The sequence below is a fragment of the Sphingobacterium daejeonense genome, assembly GCF_901472535.1.
GTDB classification, from domain to species: Bacteria; Bacteroidota; Bacteroidia; order Sphingobacteriales; family Sphingobacteriaceae; genus Sphingobacterium; species Sphingobacterium daejeonense.
The window spans coordinates 1,905,626-1,922,225 of record NZ_LR590470.1; the positions used below are offsets into that span (position 1 = coordinate 1,905,626).

20 protein-coding genes are annotated in these 16,600 nt (G+C 37.4%); 6 read left to right on the plus strand and 14 right to left on the minus strand.

From position 1 onward, the window contains the following. Positions 1-3: 3 nt before the first annotated feature. From FGL31_RS09110 to FGL31_RS09160, 11 genes are all read right to left on the minus strand, one after another. A complete protein-coding gene (locus FGL31_RS09110) occupies positions 4-600 on the minus strand; it encodes a hypothetical protein (protein ID WP_138090749.1) in 597 nt (198 codons plus the stop codon). A 32-nt stretch (positions 601-632) separates the two neighbouring features. Further along, complete coding sequence (locus tag FGL31_RS09115) at positions 633-1,070, minus strand: carboxymuconolactone decarboxylase family protein (protein ID WP_138090752.1); 438 nt, start codon at positions 1,068-1,070, stop codon at positions 633-635. 19 nt (positions 1,071-1,089) lie between these two features. Further along, positions 1,090-1,725 (minus strand): LysE family translocator, encoded by a 636-nt coding sequence (locus FGL31_RS09120; RefSeq protein WP_138090755.1) that lies wholly within the window; start codon positions 1,723-1,725, stop codon positions 1,090-1,092. A 12-nt stretch (positions 1,726-1,737) separates the two neighbouring features. Next, complete coding sequence (locus tag FGL31_RS09125; protein ID WP_232046494.1) at positions 1,738-2,193, minus strand: DoxX family protein; 456 nt, start codon at positions 2,191-2,193, stop codon at positions 1,738-1,740. A gap of 70 nt (positions 2,194-2,263) precedes the next feature. Further along, complete coding sequence (locus FGL31_RS09130) at positions 2,264-3,166, minus strand: NAD(P)-dependent oxidoreductase (protein ID WP_138090758.1); 903 nt, start codon at positions 3,164-3,166, stop codon at positions 2,264-2,266. A 25-nt stretch (positions 3,167-3,191) separates the two neighbouring features. Then, the gene (locus tag FGL31_RS09135) at positions 3,192-3,806 is read right to left on the minus strand and encodes a hypothetical protein (protein ID WP_138090761.1); all 615 of its coding nucleotides are present in this window, start codon (positions 3,804-3,806) and stop codon (positions 3,192-3,194) included. A 331-nt stretch (positions 3,807-4,137) separates the two neighbouring features. Next, positions 4,138-5,001, minus strand: a complete 864-nt coding sequence (locus FGL31_RS09140) for a helix-turn-helix domain-containing protein (RefSeq protein ID WP_138090764.1) — start codon at positions 4,999-5,001, stop codon at positions 4,138-4,140. Between the two features lie 246 nt (positions 5,002-5,247). After that, on the minus strand, positions 5,248-5,655 hold the full coding sequence (locus tag FGL31_RS09145; RefSeq protein WP_138090766.1) for a RidA family protein: 408 nt from the start codon (positions 5,653-5,655) through the stop codon (positions 5,248-5,250). Between the two features lie 117 nt (positions 5,656-5,772). Then, complete coding sequence (locus FGL31_RS09150; RefSeq protein WP_138090768.1) at positions 5,773-6,888, minus strand: oxidoreductase; 1,116 nt, start codon at positions 6,886-6,888, stop codon at positions 5,773-5,775. 61 nt (positions 6,889-6,949) lie between these two features. Continuing rightward, entirely contained in the window at positions 6,950-7,534 is a 585-nt protein-coding gene (locus FGL31_RS09155; protein WP_138090771.1) for a Crp/Fnr family transcriptional regulator, read from the minus strand. Between the two features lie 33 nt (positions 7,535-7,567). Further along, positions 7,568-7,873, minus strand: a complete 306-nt coding sequence (locus tag FGL31_RS09160) for a DUF1348 family protein (RefSeq protein WP_232046497.1) — start codon at positions 7,871-7,873, stop codon at positions 7,568-7,570. 260 nt (positions 7,874-8,133) lie between these two features. On the opposite strand from FGL31_RS09160, the gene FGL31_RS25125 reads away from it, so the two are divergent. The 6 genes from FGL31_RS25125 (at position 8,134) to FGL31_RS09175 (ending at position 11,570) form a co-directional block, all read left to right on the plus strand. After that, a complete protein-coding gene (locus FGL31_RS25125) occupies positions 8,134-8,367 on the plus strand; it encodes a hypothetical protein (protein WP_232046499.1) in 234 nt (77 codons plus the stop codon). Between the two features lie 14 nt (positions 8,368-8,381). Then, a complete protein-coding gene (locus FGL31_RS25130) occupies positions 8,382-8,786 on the plus strand; it encodes a recombinase family protein (protein WP_232046501.1) in 405 nt (134 codons plus the stop codon). Next, on the plus strand, positions 8,743-9,114 hold the full coding sequence (locus tag FGL31_RS23325) for a hypothetical protein (RefSeq protein WP_197734156.1): 372 nt from the start codon (positions 8,743-8,745) through the stop codon (positions 9,112-9,114). Before FGL31_RS25130 ends, FGL31_RS23325 begins: the two co-directional genes overlap by 44 nt. A gap of 84 nt (positions 9,115-9,198) precedes the next feature. After that, positions 9,199-9,453, plus strand: a complete 255-nt coding sequence (locus tag FGL31_RS23330; protein WP_197734157.1) for a hypothetical protein — start codon at positions 9,199-9,201, stop codon at positions 9,451-9,453. A gap of 185 nt (positions 9,454-9,638) precedes the next feature. Next, entirely contained in the window at positions 9,639-10,766 is a 1,128-nt protein-coding gene (locus FGL31_RS09170; protein ID WP_138090774.1) for an IS4 family transposase, read from the plus strand. A gap of 483 nt (positions 10,767-11,249) precedes the next feature. Further along, positions 11,250-11,570: a hypothetical protein gene (locus FGL31_RS09175; RefSeq protein WP_138090777.1), complete on the plus strand. Its 321-nt coding sequence runs from the start codon at positions 11,250-11,252 to the stop codon at positions 11,568-11,570. Positions 11,571-12,731: 1,161 nt separating this feature from the next. Here FGL31_RS09175 and FGL31_RS09180 read toward each other — a convergent pair. The 3 genes from FGL31_RS09180 to FGL31_RS23340 are packed head-to-tail and all read right to left on the minus strand — an operon-like array spanning position 12,732 to position 16,340. Next, positions 12,732-13,325: a TaqI-like C-terminal specificity domain-containing protein gene (locus FGL31_RS09180; protein ID WP_171017596.1), complete on the minus strand. Its 594-nt coding sequence runs from the start codon at positions 13,323-13,325 to the stop codon at positions 12,732-12,734. A 7-nt stretch (positions 13,326-13,332) separates the two neighbouring features. Beyond that, the gene (locus tag FGL31_RS23335; RefSeq protein WP_197734158.1) at positions 13,333-14,667 is read right to left on the minus strand and encodes an Eco57I restriction-modification methylase domain-containing protein; all 1,335 of its coding nucleotides are present in this window, start codon (positions 14,665-14,667) and stop codon (positions 13,333-13,335) included. A gap of 47 nt (positions 14,668-14,714) precedes the next feature. Then, entirely contained in the window at positions 14,715-16,340 is a 1,626-nt protein-coding gene (locus FGL31_RS23340; protein WP_197734159.1) for a DUF7149 domain-containing protein, read from the minus strand. Positions 16,341-16,600: the final 260 nt, after the last annotated feature.

Consider the following 16,600-nt stretch of genomic DNA (forward strand, 5'->3'; position numbering starts at 1 on the left):
AGTTTATTGTTTCCAGTTCAGTTTACCGTCTTTGTCAAACATTTCGATGGACGGGTTGCCCACACTATCAACCTTTAAAATAATTCTCGGTATTTCATTGTTATCCTTCATTACCAAAGCCGCATTCCCGTTTTCTGTTATCAGGTTGATACGATTGATATTATGTCCGGGTTTCCCCGTCAGGTCTTTGTCATTTATCACCAGCCCGGCCCTGAAATAATTGTCGCTTTTGTTATCCTGTGCGAGAATTCCAATGGCATCTGCATTCTGGTAATCGAATGATAGGGCATTTAAGTTAGTCTGCTCATTATCGGTAATAGCAAGACCGCCTCTTTCGTCGCCGTTCTTATCATAGAATATAAGACCTGCTGGGGCGTAAGCTCTTTTATACGTTTTTCCATCAATAATGGGCTCGGGAATATGGTCTGTGTTTGCAATAACGACACGATTTTTTCCCGAAGCATCATTGATATTTATTCTTTCTGCATTATAGTTTGACCTGTTATTTAAATATAGGTAGACGATACAAATCATCAACACGACATTGGAAACTACAAGGACGGATACTAGGATTTTGAATGGTTTAGGGATTGTTTGCATAATTGAGTATCATTTTTAGTTCATTATTCTTTTCATACTACCGTTTTCTTGGTGCAGATTACAATCCTATTCCATGCATTTATCGTAACAACCGCCATTATGATCTGTGCAATTTGATTTCCATCAAAAAGTTGTTCGGCCTGTCTGTACGTTTCATCGCTTAACCCGTTTTGGCTGATTAAGGTTACTTCCTCGGTTATGGCTAAAATTGTTTTCTCTTCCTTGGTAAATAATCCGGTTTCTTTCCAGGCGTTGAGCAGGAAAATTCGCTGTGCGGTTTCACCCTGCTTTAATGCATCCGTAGTGTGCATGTTGATACAAAAAGCGCAACCGTTGATTTGCGAAGCACGAATTTTAATCAGATAGAAATACGCTTTAGAAAGTCCTGAATTGTGCAGGTAATTTTCCAGAGCGAACATTGCCTTGAATGCATCCGGCTCAAGCTGCTGTATATCTATTCTGTTTTCCATATTTATTTTTTGTTTGTCATTATTTAGCTTTTGAAAGCACCATTTTTATTGCTAAAAAAGTCAATACACTGGCCATAAACCATTTTTGCGCCCTTACCCAAAGTGGATTTCTTGTAAGGAAAGAAGCCATTTTTGCAGCGGTCATTACAATAATAAAATTGATAGTGAAGCTGATAGAAATCTGTGTAATACCCAATGCCATACTCTGACCTAATATATATCCATATTCCGGTTTGATAAATTGAGGGAAAAAAGACAGATAAAATACAGCCATTTTAGGATTCAACAGATTGGTTAAAAAGCCCATCAGGAACAGTTTTCGAGGCTTGTCTTTGGCAATATGCTCATTCACTTCAAAAAATGTTTTGCCATTGGGTTTAATGGCCTGATACGCCAAATACAACAAGTAAATAGCGCCCGAAATTTTCAGTATTCCGTAAGCAAACGGAACAGCCAGTAATATAGCCGTCAATCCAAATCCCGCCAGGACGATATGAAATAAAAAACCACAGATAACGCCAACTAGTGAAACAAGCCCGGCTGTTTTACCCTGCGTAATGCTTCTTGAAATAAGATAAATCATATTCGGCCCCGGGCTGATAACCATCAGGAAGGCAGCCAAAGCAAACCACAAAAGTTCATGAATTGGGATCATCGTTGTTTAAATTTAAGCTGTGAGTTTTTTGGATATCAAATTGTCCAGTGAATATTTTCCACTTCCCTGAATGAACAGTGCCAGACATAAGCCGAGCATCAGCAAATGATATTCGAATCCTTCACCTTCCTTATCGCCAAACCAGTTCATGAAAAAGCCATGCTCGAGATGTCCGCCAAATAAAATTATTCCGATAAAAAGTCCACCCAATGCAATTGCCCAAAAACGGGAGGCAAAGCCCATTATTATAAAAATGGGTGCAAAGAACTCTATTACAATAACCAATAGTCCCACCAGCCACGGCTGTCCCATCTGTTGCAGCCCCTCCAAAGTTTGGGTAAACCCATAGCCATCAAACCAGCCCAACATAGCCCTCGCTCCGTGTGGAAACATAACGATAACGATTGTCAGGCGAATGATCAGACCTGTATAATCATTGTGTGTACTAAAAAATTTCTGTTTCATCATTTTCTTTTTTTATTCTAGTTCATATCTTGTTTACATTCCCTTCAAATATTGTGGTTAATGCAGGTAATTGCTATTGTTTCCCTAGTAGTTCGAATAAACTCGAAAATCCCTGCGCTCCATGCCCATCAGCTATTCTACGGTCCATGAGGTTTTTGATTTCTTGCATGCGCAGAGTTTCCACATTTTTTGATTTTCGATGATTTATGAGGTCATCAAACATAGCGGCTTGAACCTGAAGCGGCCCCAAGTCGGGCTGATATGTACCCAACTGAATTTCATTGACCATTAAGGACAGCAGTGGGCCATAGCCCTGTAGGGTGCCCTCAACCCGTTGTGCAAAAGCGGTTAAATCCACACCTTCTGTATGCACCAATTGAAGGGTATACAAAAAGCCGATTAAAAATTCATAGCCAATTGCTACCTGAGCTAAAAAATCTACAGCCGCGGCTCCTGCGTCCTCTCCGTAGTAAGTAATGGCACCTAGCTTTTCCAACAGCGGATACTGCGCATCAAAAACGGTTGGCTTACCACTGAATAATAACTGTGCTTTTGCGGTTCCGATGTCTATCGGGTCTGCCAATATTTTGCCATCGATATAGGAAGCGTTCTCTCTTTCAGCCCACTCAGCAAAATCACGAGCCTGAGCAGGCGTGCCGCTCGTTAAATTGATGAATACTTTTCCTGCAACCGCACCAGCTACCTGTTTGAGCACTTCATACACAGCCGTATTGTTTAACAGGCAGATCACAACCTGGTTACTGGCAGCAACTGCCTCACTAAGTATTTCTATACCAGCTGCACCTGCTTCAACTAGTGGTTTACATTTTTCCGCATTACGGTTCCACACAACCGTATCATAACCTCGATTGATAAATGTATGGGCTATCGCGGCACCCATATTACCCAATCCAAGTACCGTTACGCTCTTCCTTTTGTTGTGAGGTATTTCAGTTTTGATGTTATCTATATTCATATTTAATTGTATTTTAAAAGTTCTGTTAGAATACTCTTCGCACAAAAATTCCAAAGTTGCTGTAGTGTTCCGTATTTGGCCCGTATTGGTCAAAGTTTACACCCAAACCATATTGTACACCTTTATTGTCCACTCCTAATCTTGCATATTGCACGCTCTTTAAGTGCCCGTTCCAATGCATTGAAGTAATATATTGAAGCTGCAAACGCGCATAAAGATTGAAATCCTGATTTTTGCTACCTTGATATTCCACAGAACCGAACAGCTCAAGACTGGGGTTAGACCAAACATCCATTCTCGTAAAAATGAGATACGATAAGTCATTTTTTTTATTGAAATACCAAACAAAAGCCGAAGGCACAAACCGATTTCCTGGTGCATAGATAGAACCCAAACCGGTTGCCCAGCGTTTATTTATTTCGTAAGTAAGATACGACTGGCTCATCACTTCAATCCCCCGCTTTTTGTCGTAAGGAAGCAAAATAGAAGACGTGTTAAAAAATCCTAACGGCTTTTCCGCAATGATTTTGCCGGAAAACATATGCTGATAATAGTAACTCGAATGCCCTGCAGTGATTTCCACAGGGACTTGCGCCTCGCTGTGCAAGCACCACATGCAGAAAAACAGGCAGGCCAGCAAGTGTTTTATTATCGTTGTTTTCTTTCATCGTTCCCTTCAAATTTCTTTTTGTTAGGCTGTGGTCGGATAATTATTACAGTCAACCACTGTTTAAAATATGGACACATGAAGTGCAGAAAACGTGACAACCTATTCAGGATATCTTCTTCCGTTGGTGATTTGTCTTGTCTTTTCGTAACGAAAGAAATGCATCTTATCTAAACTTCATTGTACGTTTTCTGTAATACCATACGAAGATATGAAGGAGCCTAGCCGTCAATACTGTAAGTATGACGGCAAAAAATGTAGTTTTTTCTGTTTTTGATGTAGAACCCGCGATTATGCAGGAATTTCAATTGTTATTTTTGAACTCAGTGGGGAGCTGACCTTCGTAGCTTCTGAATGCCCGGGAAAAATGAGAAGAGTCTGTGTAGCCAAGTTGAAACGACACCTCTTTGACAGACATATTCCAAAAGCTCAACAGGTACTTGGCCTCCTGCATGATATGAAACTCAATCCATTTTTTCGCCGACAGCCCGGTGTATTCTACTAATATTTCGCTCAGGTATTTTGGTGATATATGCAACTGTTCTGCATAAAAAGCGACATCTTTATATTGCGAGAAATTCTTTGAAACTAATTCTCTAAACTTTACAACGGTATGTTCTTTACCGTTGAGTTCCTTTTTATTGCCCCGATACAGGTTCCAGAAATATTTCTGTGAAATAATCAGGATTGAATATAGTATTCCCGATACCGCTTCGGGCTTATCAGCGATTGCCCGAAGCGTACTGAAAAGCTGTTGCATTTCTTCAAATTGACTGTCGGAGAGTTGGATTACACTCTTTTCATCGGGGCAAAAAAATTCAAGGGAATAGAAAAATGACCTACTGAAATTATTCACGAAAATATCATCATAAAAAAACAGGGTGTCATTTGATGGGAAACTGGTATTGAGCCATTGGCAGGTCATTCCAGGGCCAATCATCAACAAGCTTCCTCGTGTTAAATCATAATCGGTAGTGCCTATCCTGATGCGAGCTCCTTCACCATAATACAACCCGATAGTATAAAAGTAGTTTTTAAAGGGATTGGTGATTTTCAAGTCTTCAAGACACGTTTTTGATGCCAGATAATAAGGCGCTATATGGCCATCATTTTTTTGAGACCTTAAATATCTGAGTAGATCAAAGTTATCTGAATGTTTTTGTATCATAAGGAAGATGTCTAAAAATTAGTATAATCCTGGGAATGCTTTTCCGTCCAAATTGAAAAATGATAATTATGAAATGTGAAGTTTATTCTCATGTCAAACTTAGTATATCAGAAAATACTAAAATACGCAATTATTATCATTTGATAATGTATGGTTATTTATACTTCGTTGTATATAAATGTCCAGAATAAACAAGGAGTAGATACTACTTATCCACTCCTTACTGTGACTGGTTTTATTTTCGTATTACTTTTCCCAATCTGCCAGCGCATCAGCCACAGCAATGGCTTCAATCTCAATCAATGCATCCGGCGAAAACAATGACGATACTTCAAAAATAGTATCTGCCGGATAAGGGGGGGTAAAGTATTTGCCTCTCAATTCGACAATCTTCTCAAAGTTCTTCATGTCACGGAGCATGATAGTGACCTTAACCACGTTTTTCAGACTTGAACCTCCAGCTCTCAATACCTTGTCCAGATTTTCAAAAGCCATTTTTGCCTGTGCATCAAAGTCACCTATGCCTATAAGCTTTCCATCCTTGCCAATAGCGGTCTGTCCCGAAATAAACAACAGATCGCCTACACGGTGTCCCTGTGCCAGACGGAAAGGTTCATAAGCGTCCGGCGTAATTTTAATTTGTGAAATTTTCATTTTTTATTTATTTGAAGTTATAGATGTGTTCCTTTGTGCGAACGTTTTTCCTGTGATGCTTATACTGAAAGTAAAGTGCCGATTATCAAGAATCTGTTCATTTTCATTGTTCTCTTTCTAACTATTTTCAAGATTTAATTCTTTGACGATTTTCCGGGTATGGCTAAGGGTTGCCTCCGGCCATAACATTTCACGTTGAAAAGGAATCAAGGGTAACCCGTTCATCGTTTTCATCACCCAATGGGGATCTGCTAAGGCTGCTTTTCCGATAGCAACCAGCGTTGCATGGTTGTCCTTCAAGGCAACTTCCGCCTTTTCAAGATTATGGAAACCACCGTTGGCGATTACAGGAATGCCCGTTGCCTTCCGGATAACCGATGCCAATGATATTCCTTCACCAAAAAAGCTGTCCCGTTCCCATTCGCCCGTCTGCACCGCTACGTGAACAAAATCGGGTTTGCTCACCTTTATTTCTTCTGCCAGTTCTTTAGCTGTTTCAATACCATGTTCCCAACGATAGGTAAGGTCATTTACTTTCCCCTCTGAAACCCGTAAACCGACAATGAAACTCTGTGGCACGGATGTCTTTATGCCAGCGATAATTTCAGCAATAACACGGAAACGGTTCTGCATATTGCCACCATAATGGTCGTTTCTGTGGTTCAGTTCCGGTGTGAGGAACTGGTCTAACAAATAGCCATTTGCCCCGTGAATTTCTACGCCGTCAAAGCCTGCTTTATAAGCGTTTACAGCTCCATTGATAAAGCCCTGTTTCATTCTTTCAATATCCGTCAAGTCCATTTCTTTAGGGGTAGGAAATGCCCCCTGGCCACCGTAGGAGGACATCTTTGTACCAATAGGTTTTAGGGCAGACGGAGCTAAGGTGTTCTCACTATATTGCGATAAAGCACCTGCGTGCATCAACTGGGCGAAAATAAGGGAGGGAGATTGATGGACAGCACGGGTTACCTTTTCCCATGAAGCGCTTTGCGCATCGTTTACAAGTGCAGGTTGGTTGTTATAACTCTGGCTACCGTATACATCAGTGTAGATACCCTCGGTAATGATAACTGCAAATCCTCCAATTGCAAATGCGGAATAATAGTCCTTCATTTCGTGCGTAGCCAAGCCGTCCGCCGTAGCGCTCACGCGTGACATGGGGGCAACTACCGTCCGGTTGATCAATTCTCTTTGCCATGTAATGGCGTTCTGAAAAATAGGATGATGTTTCATTTGCTTCTTAATATTATGAAGCAAAGTTGACGGTAATTGATGGAGAAAAAATTGATCTAGGTCAAGACGGTTTATTTTTTTTCTTAATGCGGCTTATAAATTCAGCTGATACACCCAAATACGATGCAATCAGATATTGGGGTACTTTGGATGCTATGTTTGGGTAGTTTTCCAAAAAGGCATAATATCTGCTTTCGGCATCCTGAACATTGTTATAGATAATTCTTTTTTGCAATGCGCCCAGATAACTTTCTAATATTATCCGAAAGTACCGCTCCAAACGGGGAAGTTCAGCCAGTAACTGCTGAAAAGAGTAGTGGCTAATCTGTAAAACGGTCGTTCTTTCTATGGCTTGGATGTTGTATATTGAGGGCTTCTGTTTGGAAAAGCTATCTAAGTCAGAAGCCCACCAGTCGTCGATAGCGAAAAACAAGATTTCCTCATTGCCATTGTCAGCGTTGATGTAAAATGCTTTCAAGGCTCCCGAAACGACATAACTATCATAACGACAGGTATCGCCATTACGCAAAAGATAGTCCCCCTTTTCCAATGTTTTCTCTGTCCAAAAACGCTCGAAAGCTGAAATTTCATCCTGGGTAAGATCTATATATTTCGAGATGTTTTTTAATAAAGTATTTTCGACCATATAAGTATTTCATTTTCGTTTACAATTTAGTAATTATAAATACCTGTCAGTCTCTTTTATTTCGAGGTCATTGATACTTGCGTATCGTTTTTTCATTAAGCCATTTTCATCAAACTCCCAATTCTCGTTTCCGTAGGCTCTAAACCATTTGCCATCTTTATTTCTGTACTCATATTCAAACCTAACGGCAATTTTATTGTCGCTATGAGCCAAATACTCTTTTTTGAGCTTGTAATCCAATTCTTTTTCCCATTTTTCGGTCAAAAATCTTACAATTTCTTCCCGACCATTGATAAACAGGTTTCGATTTCGCCATTCACTATCAATGGTATAAGCCATTGATACCTTTTCGGGATTTTTTGCTTTGCTGTCTCCAAAGTAAATGGAGGTAAGGGATGTTTCTGTTCCATTGTCTTAAATTAAATTGTTTACGAATTGCCTATCAGATGATTAACCAGTTACGGACACATGGCGTTGAGCCTGTTGCGATAGAACAGGCCTTAGACCTTACCATTCCCGAAAATAAAATCATGCTTGCATTCTATCTCGCTTGACCGGAAGTTGAGAACGACAGGCGTGCATTAAATGTCTTTCACGGAATGCGTAGGGCGAAAAAAGAGGGGCGGTATATGGGTACTGCTCCTTTGAAATATGTCAATAAGATAACAGAGGGCAAAAAGAAATTCATTGCCCCACATGACTTTGAAGCCACCCTTTTGAAATGGACATTTGAACAAATCGTTTCCAATAACTTCAATACGGAACAGATATGGAAAATGGTTCGGGAGAAAGCCGATGAAAAGGTCGTTTCAGCAAAAATAACTTTTGGGTAGCCGTCCGAAACCCCTTGTACTGTGGCAAAATATTCATTCCTCCCTACAAAGAGGAAAAAGGATATTTTGTCAAAGGACAGCATGAGCCATTAATCAGCGAAAAGACGTTTGCGGATGTACAGGATATTCTCGATGGGAGAAAGAGGGTTGTAAAGCTTAAAATCGTGGCTATGGACAATCTACCGCTTAGAGGCTTTATTAAATGCCCTAACCCTAACTGTAATAGGATGCTCACAGGGAGTGCCTCAAAGGGCAAGATGGGCAATTACTATTACTACTATCATTGCACTTCCTCCTGCGGAGTACGGTTCAAAGCCGAAACCGCCAATGAGGCTTTCCTAAAGCAATTAAGGTATATGTCGCCAAAAAGAGGGCATGGTCGATGTTTTTATCGAAGCCTTTATAAAAGACTTCAATAACAAAACCAAAGCCCAAAACACGGAACGGGCAAATATCATAGGTGAGATTGATGCGTTGAACAAACGCTATCAAAATGCGCTTTTAAAAAATGCCGATGGGGAGATGGCAGATGACGATTTCCAAGAAGTAAAGAAATTGACCAAAGGAAAGATTGAGGTTTTGGAAAGAAGATTAAACGACTTGGCAGTAGTGGGAACGGAAATAAAAGATTTGGCAGCATCCACCTTAAAAAAGGTCGCAAACATTGACAGACGCTATGAAAACGGCGATATTGAGGAAAAAAGGCTTATAGTGAGTTCGATGTTCCCCGATTTTTTTGGAATTTGACGGAACACAACATCGAACTCCGAGACTAAATTCTGCGATTGCTCTTATTTGTCAGAATAACAGTAAGTTATAGAGCAAAAAAAAATGGGACAAGTCTTTTCTTTTTTAGACTTGTCCCAAGAAGTGGTCCCGCTGGGAGTGGTTCAGCCCCACAAACCCCAAGCTCTAGCCCTGAACCTTCTCCGAATCGAACCCAATATGGGTGCCTTCGGAACAATATTCGAATCCCAGCGGGCACAAAAAAAAGCAACTCTTTTGGAGTTGCTTTTTTTTGTGATCCCGCTGGGCAATGTCATTAAGTTAAGAAAAAAAGAAGGCCATAAATCACGTAAATGTTAATTTTGAATTCACTACTAAACAAATCTAAACAACCGCGTTTATGGCCGATGTAAAAATAGCACTTAAAATCGTTTCAGACCTAAAAAATTTTATTTCTATCTGTTTAACAGATCCTCTGCTGCTCAATCTTTTCAGGAATTCCAAAACCCATTTCACCCGGGACCGGAAGCTCAATTTCGAGGAGATTGGTCTTGCTGATCGCCAAGATGTGCAAGCGGACCCTCTCTGTCGAACTGGAAGGTTTCTTTGGTGAGCTGGGCAAGAAGATCAGTTGCTCGGTGAGTGCCTTTTCCCAGCAGAGGAGCAAGCTGAGCCCCCTTTTCTTCCTGGTCTGGAACCGGGTGCTCTGCGAGAGCTTCCTGCGCCATGCACCGGGGGATACCAGGAGATGGATGGGCTATCGCCTGATCGCAGTTGACGGCTCCAACCTTGCCCTGGTGAACACGCCTTCCCTGCAGGCCAACTTTGGCGGCCAGAGCAACCAGAACTCGAGCTTCGTGCAGGCAAAGACCTTCTATCACTACGATGTGCTGAACGACCTGGTGACCCATGCCTGCATAGCCCCATACCGGACCAGCGAGCTGACCCTGGCCTCCCATTGGATCGAGGAACTGCCCGTGGACTCCATTGCCATCTATGACAGGTACTATTCAACGTTCAAGATGTTCGCGCTCCATAGCTGGCAGGAGAGCGAGCGCAAGTTCGTGATCAGGGCGAAGGATTCGCTAGAGTTTGTCAAGAGGTTCCTGAAGACGGGAAAGGTTTCCCAGGTCATCGAGCTTGCCCCAACCCAGGCCTCCATCAGCGGCCTGCGCCAGAGCGGGTTCGCCACGGACAGCTCAACAAGGATCCGCATACGCTTGGTCAGGGTAGAACTGCAGTCGACCACGGAGGTGATCGCGACCAACCTATGGCAGGAAGAGGGGTTTGAGAACGATATGTTCGGGGACCTGTACTTCAGGCGCTGGGGAGTGGAGACGAACATCTCCAAACTGAAGAATACCATGCAGATGGAATCCTTCAGCGGGCTGACGGTGGAATCCGTCGAGCAGGATTTCTATGCAACGGTGATGATGTCAAACCTGCATTCGATACTGATCAGGGATGCCCAGGTCCAGCTCGACCGCGATACGTCCACGAAAAAAGTACCCCCAAAAGGTCAACGGGAACAAATCCTTCGGAAAATTAAAGGAAAACCTGATAGCCATCTTTTTCAAAAACAGGGAAAGGGAAATCCTCAGGGAGCTCACGGCCTATTTCCTCAAGGACACATTGCCCATTCGAAAGGGAAGATCATTCCCAAGGCAGCTTAAGACCTCGAATAAAAAGTGCAAGCACAGGACCTACACAAACTACAAACCGGCATGATAAAATCCTTAACTTAATGACATTGCCCGCTGGGATAATATTTATTAAATTCACATCCTGATTTTCATTTTGTTAATTATTTTGTTTTTCTAAAGGCACCAGTTAAGGCAGTAGTTTAAAAAATTTGTATAAGAACTTAGAAATCAAAATTACAGAAAATAAAATGAGTTTTAATCAATTTAAAATCATAAAGTTCAAAGGTTCGAATCCTGCCAATCTCTCAATTACTTATGACGTATTTTGAAATTTTCAACTTATTCCATATGTAGATGTGGATTTGCGAAATAGTTTGTACATTGGTTTCGCAAATACGATTGTTAGCGGAAATTTTATGACCGATAGTAACCAAAAAAATAAGTTTAAAGAAATTTTGAATCCATTAAAGAATGGAAGTAAATTGCTTTGGATTGGTATTCCAATAGTTTTGATTGCTCCAATTCTTTTTACAAGAGATTTTTCAATTATTAGACTTTACCCAAACAGGTAATATTGGTGATACTATTGGTGGAATTACTGCACCGATTATTGGTTTGATCGGTGCTATTCTTGTTTTTTTAGCACTTAAGGCACAAACTCAAGCTAATATTCTTGTTCAACAACAAATCGAAAATCAAGCAACAGAAAAAAGAATAGAGAATGAAAGCCTACAACTTAACAAACTTTATGAAAATTTAAAAAGTAGTATAGATAATTTCAGTTTTACAACTTTAGATACTTGGGAATTTGCTAATGCAGATAATATGAGTTAAGAGGTTCCGAAGCATTTTATAAATTATTCCAAGACTTTTATTGTGATTCGCATTTGGATGAAGAAGATTTGAAAACTAATCCTAAAATCACCGAGGTAATGAGTATCTTACAAATTTGTGATACCTTACTGGATAAAATATTAGAATCTAAAGTTTATGATAGAGAAACTTTATACTTATTGACAATGCATCAATTTTTATATAGAGTTTTCCCTCGAATTATCTCTGAGTATCCTAATAATATTGAAATTTATTATTGTGATAGTTGTGTGAAGAATCACGGTTTCCCTTCAAAAATTTCAACATTGTTTAAAAGTATAATGGCAAAATGCGATAGTAAAGTTTGTTAAAAAAGCTTCTGCTAACATGGGTAGCTGTTGCACAACCTCCAATTTTATGAAAATGTTAAAGATTTTTGACCAGCTTTAAACCTTTTAAGCGAGGTTCTTTTTTCGCAAATGCTCTTCTTATTTAGAATTTGGGATAGATTAGAACGGCTCTCTTTAACGCTATAATGGTCATCAAAATCGACAAAGGAATTTACTTCTTCAAGGTTATACTTTGGGCTTTGACATTTGGATTTTTGCGGTTGAATTTCAGTAGTTTTTTTAGATTATAGCAGATTGCAGCCGTCAAAAAATGTTTATTCGCGCGTGCCATTCCTCGACTATTAACCCGTCGCATATTGTGATACACACCAAAAGAACGCACATTTTCAACGTTCTGATCAACAGCAACAACATGCATTCGGGAACCAATATCAATCCCTGCGAATGTGGATTGACAATCTGTAGTGAAACACTGTTTTTTTCCATGATAAGTCTGATTAAGAAACTTCCTGGATACATGTTCCAAATCAAAATTTTTCTGTACGGGATTCCTTTTGGATCACCAAGTAATTCGTCAAATGTCTATCTCAAATAATAGACCTATGTATCCGAACCAGATTTTAGGAAGGACTCAAAAAATAGTGCCATTAAGTTTTCCGGTTTCTTGAAAAAGTTTCAATACTAATCTACAAACTAGATTTGACAGTTGTCACAGCTCTTCGATTGCGTAGCGAAATATTGTGATTTTAGGACGAGACATTTATTTCATTTGTTTTCATTATTGTATAAAGAGCTTAAAATGAAGATATTAATTTTGTTTAGATTTATACTATTAATCTTCATTAATACCCTCAATGATTCTAATTTCCTCTTCCGTTAATTCGTACAATTGATAAACCAATTGATCGATTTGATCTTGTAAAACTAATATTTGATTATCATTTTCATCTAATTCTAAAATTAAAGATACATAATTGATGATTTCCTCTTTAACTTCAATTTTGTCAAGTATTATAGGAATTGAATTTAAACTATTAATCGTCACTTGGGGAAACGTAGTTTTAAAATCATGGAAAACAATTTTCCAAAAATACTTGATGAATTTTGAATTAATCACTCCTAACAAATATTTTAAGAAACGTAGATCGTCATGTAAAACTGTAAAGATATTACCTGTTACTGCGTATGGTTGTTGAACTATTGTAGCAGTCGGTTCACTTCCAATTTGTCTTATGCAAATTTTAAAAGGGGCAAGATGCATTTCTCTATCCCAACAACCTCCTGCCGATTTAGGTTTTTCAAATAAGACATATTCATTAGGTTCTAAATTTCCATATTTAAGAATGTCACTGCCTGTTAATATCTTGATATATTTTTCATTTTGTTTAGTTTTTGAGAAAAATGAATCTCTATCACCAGTTATCAAACCGCGATTAATTTTTGAAAATATTACCTAAAATTGGAAGATGTTTTAATTTATTGAATATTGAAAAATTGGTTGAATCTATGAGTAAATTCCAATTGATCCCTATTTCACTTTTAAAATCATTTTGTGAGATTACTCTAAAATTACTTTTCTTTAATATGACATTTTCAAGCTCTGTAGTAAGTTTAATACTTTTAGCAGAATCAGGAAAATGAGATTTTTCAAAATGGAAAATACCAGTATGTACATCTGCTTCATCAAATATTTTATTATGAGTAACTGCAATTATTCTTATGTTAAAATGTTTATTAATAAAATTTCTCAAGTTAATTGCATAGACATTATTTAGAATAGAACTAGGAGTAATAAAACATATATCTCCTCCATTTTTTAATATAAATGTTCCTAATTGATAAAACAAATGAAATAAATCTATTTTAAAGTCTGCTATTGGATATGATTTTCTGAAATATTCTAAATCATTAATAGAGGTATTATTTGGTTGAACCATTTTATAAGGTGGATTTCCAATAATAACATCAAAACCTATAAATTCACCTTCATCATTGAGTACCTCTGGAAATTCAAAACGCCATTCAAAAGCATTTTCATAGATTTTATTTGCTTTTATCTGTTCAATTTTATCCTTTAATAGATCAATTTTACTAGATAATTGCTTTTTATCTTTTAGTTGGCTTTTAGTTAATCTTTCCTCAAAGAGATGGGTAGTTTCATATTTGAGATAATAATCTCGTTCAAGCTTGATCAAGTCAGTGACCTCCTTACTGTTTTTAGAAATTTCAGTTTTGAAATCTGATTTAATATCAGAAATCAATTTTTCCATCTCTCTTTTTTGCTCTTTGTTTTCAGCATTTCTATAAGTCGATACAGCTTGTTTATAACTATCTATTGTCCATTTACTTTTTCTCAAAGCCTGTCTAAGATCTGCTTCTATTGCAAAGCGACTAACTAAAGAATTACCACATTTGATATTAATATCAATATTCGGAAGTGTTTCTAACTCTGTAGAATTCTTGTAATATGCATTTTTGAGCAACTCAATCCATAAACGCAAACGACATATTTTGACCGAATTGGGATTGATATCTACACCGAAAAGACAGTTTTCAATAATGTTTTCCTTTTCGAGAAATAGGGTTTCTTGTACACGTTGGCTCTCTTTGACTAGTGGATTATATTTAAACAGTTGTCCGTCCTCATCTGTGATCATCAGCTCATCATTGACAACCTCTACATGATATTCTTTTAGCCTTTTGCCCTCACGATCCAGAAGTATTTTCAAATCGTTTTTAATAGTAATTATTTCATTAAGTGCAGACACTAGAAAGTGTCCAGATCCAACTGCAGGATCACATATTTTTATACTATTTACAATTGATTCGCTTCTTTTCTATCTTCTATTTTATCATACAGGTCATAGATAGTCTCACAATTCCAATTCTTTACTTCATTAAATTTTTGAATGACAGCTTTACGAATGGTTTCTCTACACATGTACATCGTGATGAAACCAGGTGTAAAGAAAGATCCGTCTTTGTAACCGTTTATTTTTTCGAAGATCAGACCAAGTACGGAAGCATTGATCAATGATTTATTTTCCTCTTGTATTTCCTCGCTTCCTTCTGCTCCAAAATCATAAGCATCTAAAAATTGAAATAAATATTGAAGTCCTGAAAGGTTCCCTATGAATTTCCTTCCTTTTTTATCCTTCAATACTGTCTGAGAATAAACTGGAATAGTCTTATCATCTTTCAGATTGCTGATAAACAAAGTTTGCTGTTCAATATCAGTAGGCTCGAATAAGGATGAATTAAGATAAGGCACTTTTTCAAAAGCTTTTTTTACATCTTGATTTCTTTCGTCATGCTTACGTGCTAATACTTGAAAAAACAAACTGTTTAGATCATCATAAGTTTTTATCCTGCTTAATTTGAGAAAGGAATACGAATTATCACCTTTGTGATAAGAAATAAGTTGAGCTTCTAATAGTTTTAGAAACAACACCCTATTAATCCATGTAATATTAAGCTCTAACGCAATATTAAAAAGTCGATCAGGCAATGTGTTGCCAAATTGATTAGGTTTCTCTAATCGGCTAATTTTATCTAAACTGTCTAATTGAATGATAGTATCCTCTAAAAGCGTCCCTGTAAATCGATTTTCTTCTTTATTACGCTGTATTAGTTTTTTACTTCCTTCCTTAATTTCAGTCAACCCAATGATATGCAACAATTCACCATAGAATCTTTTATCTAGACTATTGCTGTCATTGACAAATGACAATTTTAACAAGTGTTCTGGTGATAATAATTTAAATAAAGCAATTAATTTACTATCGTCATCCTTACTTTCATTACGAAGTGGTTTTTCATAATCTTTTAGAGTAAAATATGTAAATTCAATTTCGGTAGCTAACTGAGAAATAAAAGGTTCCGCAATTAGTTTATAAAAGAAATCAGTTTTTGAATCAGCTAAACGTCCTTCTTCAAAATCTTCAAATTGCTTAACAAAAGTTTTATTTTGTGCAAATAATCGATCAAATATGGTCGCATCAAAAATAAACCATTCATAGATATTTGTAATTATCAAATATCTTATCTCAAGATTTTTATGTGTGATGCGTTCTCTTAGATAATATAATACTAATTCATGAAAAGACTTAACATTAAGCTTTTCTGTTGAGACCATTTCACCTTTATTTGTGGGCTTTTTAGTCTCTATAATAACGCCTACCGAACTATTGGAGTTTTGACCATTATGAATTACTAAATCGTTTCGTCCTTTGGTATTGATATAATGATTTTTCTTAAAATATGTATCTTTTAAAAAATCAGATATTAAATTTTTATGAAATTCTTCACTTTCTACATCATTTGTTCGATCTAATAGGGTTTTTAGATTTGTTTTGAAAATTTCAATATCCGATCTATTTGGTTTTACTTTTAAAAAAGCTTTGTTTAAAGCTTTTCTTGGTTTAGTTAATTTCAGAATCATATAATAAGCTAAATCTTCAAAATTGATTTTATCTCACTTAATAAAGATGAAAAATATAAAAATCAATAACAAATAATTGATATAAAACATGACTTTTGCTGATTATAAAACTGACTGCAAAAGGAAAAAAAATTAACTTTATTGATTGTCAAAATATTTTATTTTTAGTGAAAATCCTACTTGAATTTGAAAATATATCAAGTACACGGCGTTGAATGTAGTTTCATAAATGAATAGCTATAAATATACCATCAATACAT

Coding starts and splice junctions, on each gene's coding strand:
- FGL31_RS09110 (WP_138090749.1), bottom strand. CDS start 600: ATGCAAACAATCCCTAAACCATTCAAAATCCTAGTATCCGTCCTTGTA.
- FGL31_RS09115 (WP_138090752.1), bottom strand. CDS start 1,070: ATGGAAAACAGAATAGATATACAGCAGCTTGAGCCGGATGCATTCAAG.
- FGL31_RS09120 (WP_138090755.1), bottom strand. CDS start 1,725: ATGATCCCAATTCATGAACTTTTGTGGTTTGCTTTGGCTGCCTTCCTG.
- FGL31_RS09125 (WP_232046494.1), bottom strand. CDS start 2,193: ATGATGAAACAGAAATTTTTTAGTACACACAATGATTATACAGGTCTG.
- FGL31_RS09130 (WP_138090758.1), bottom strand. CDS start 3,166: ATGAATATAGATAACATCAAAACTGAAATACCTCACAACAAAAGGAAG.
- FGL31_RS09140 (WP_138090764.1), bottom strand. CDS start 5,001: ATGATACAAAAACATTCAGATAACTTTGATCTACTCAGATATTTAAGG.
- FGL31_RS09145 (WP_138090766.1), bottom strand. CDS start 5,655: ATGAAAATTTCACAAATTAAAATTACGCCGGACGCTTATGAACCTTTC.
- FGL31_RS09150 (WP_138090768.1), bottom strand. CDS start 6,888: ATGAAACATCATCCTATTTTTCAGAACGCCATTACATGGCAAAGAGAA.
- FGL31_RS09155 (WP_138090771.1), bottom strand. CDS start 7,534: ATGGTCGAAAATACTTTATTAAAAAACATCTCGAAATATATAGATCTT.
- FGL31_RS09160 (WP_232046497.1), bottom strand. CDS start 7,873: ATGGCTTATACCATTGATAGTGAATGGCGAAATCGAAACCTGTTTATC.
- FGL31_RS25125 (WP_232046499.1), top strand. CDS start 8,134: ATGCGTAGGGCGAAAAAAGAGGGGCGGTATATGGGTACTGCTCCTTTG.
- FGL31_RS23325 (WP_197734156.1), top strand. CDS start 8,743: ATGGTCGATGTTTTTATCGAAGCCTTTATAAAAGACTTCAATAACAAA.
- FGL31_RS23330 (WP_197734157.1), top strand. CDS start 9,199: ATGGGACAAGTCTTTTCTTTTTTAGACTTGTCCCAAGAAGTGGTCCCG.
- FGL31_RS23340 (WP_197734159.1), bottom strand. CDS start 16,340: ATGATTCTGAAATTAACTAAACCAAGAAAAGCTTTAAACAAAGCTTTT.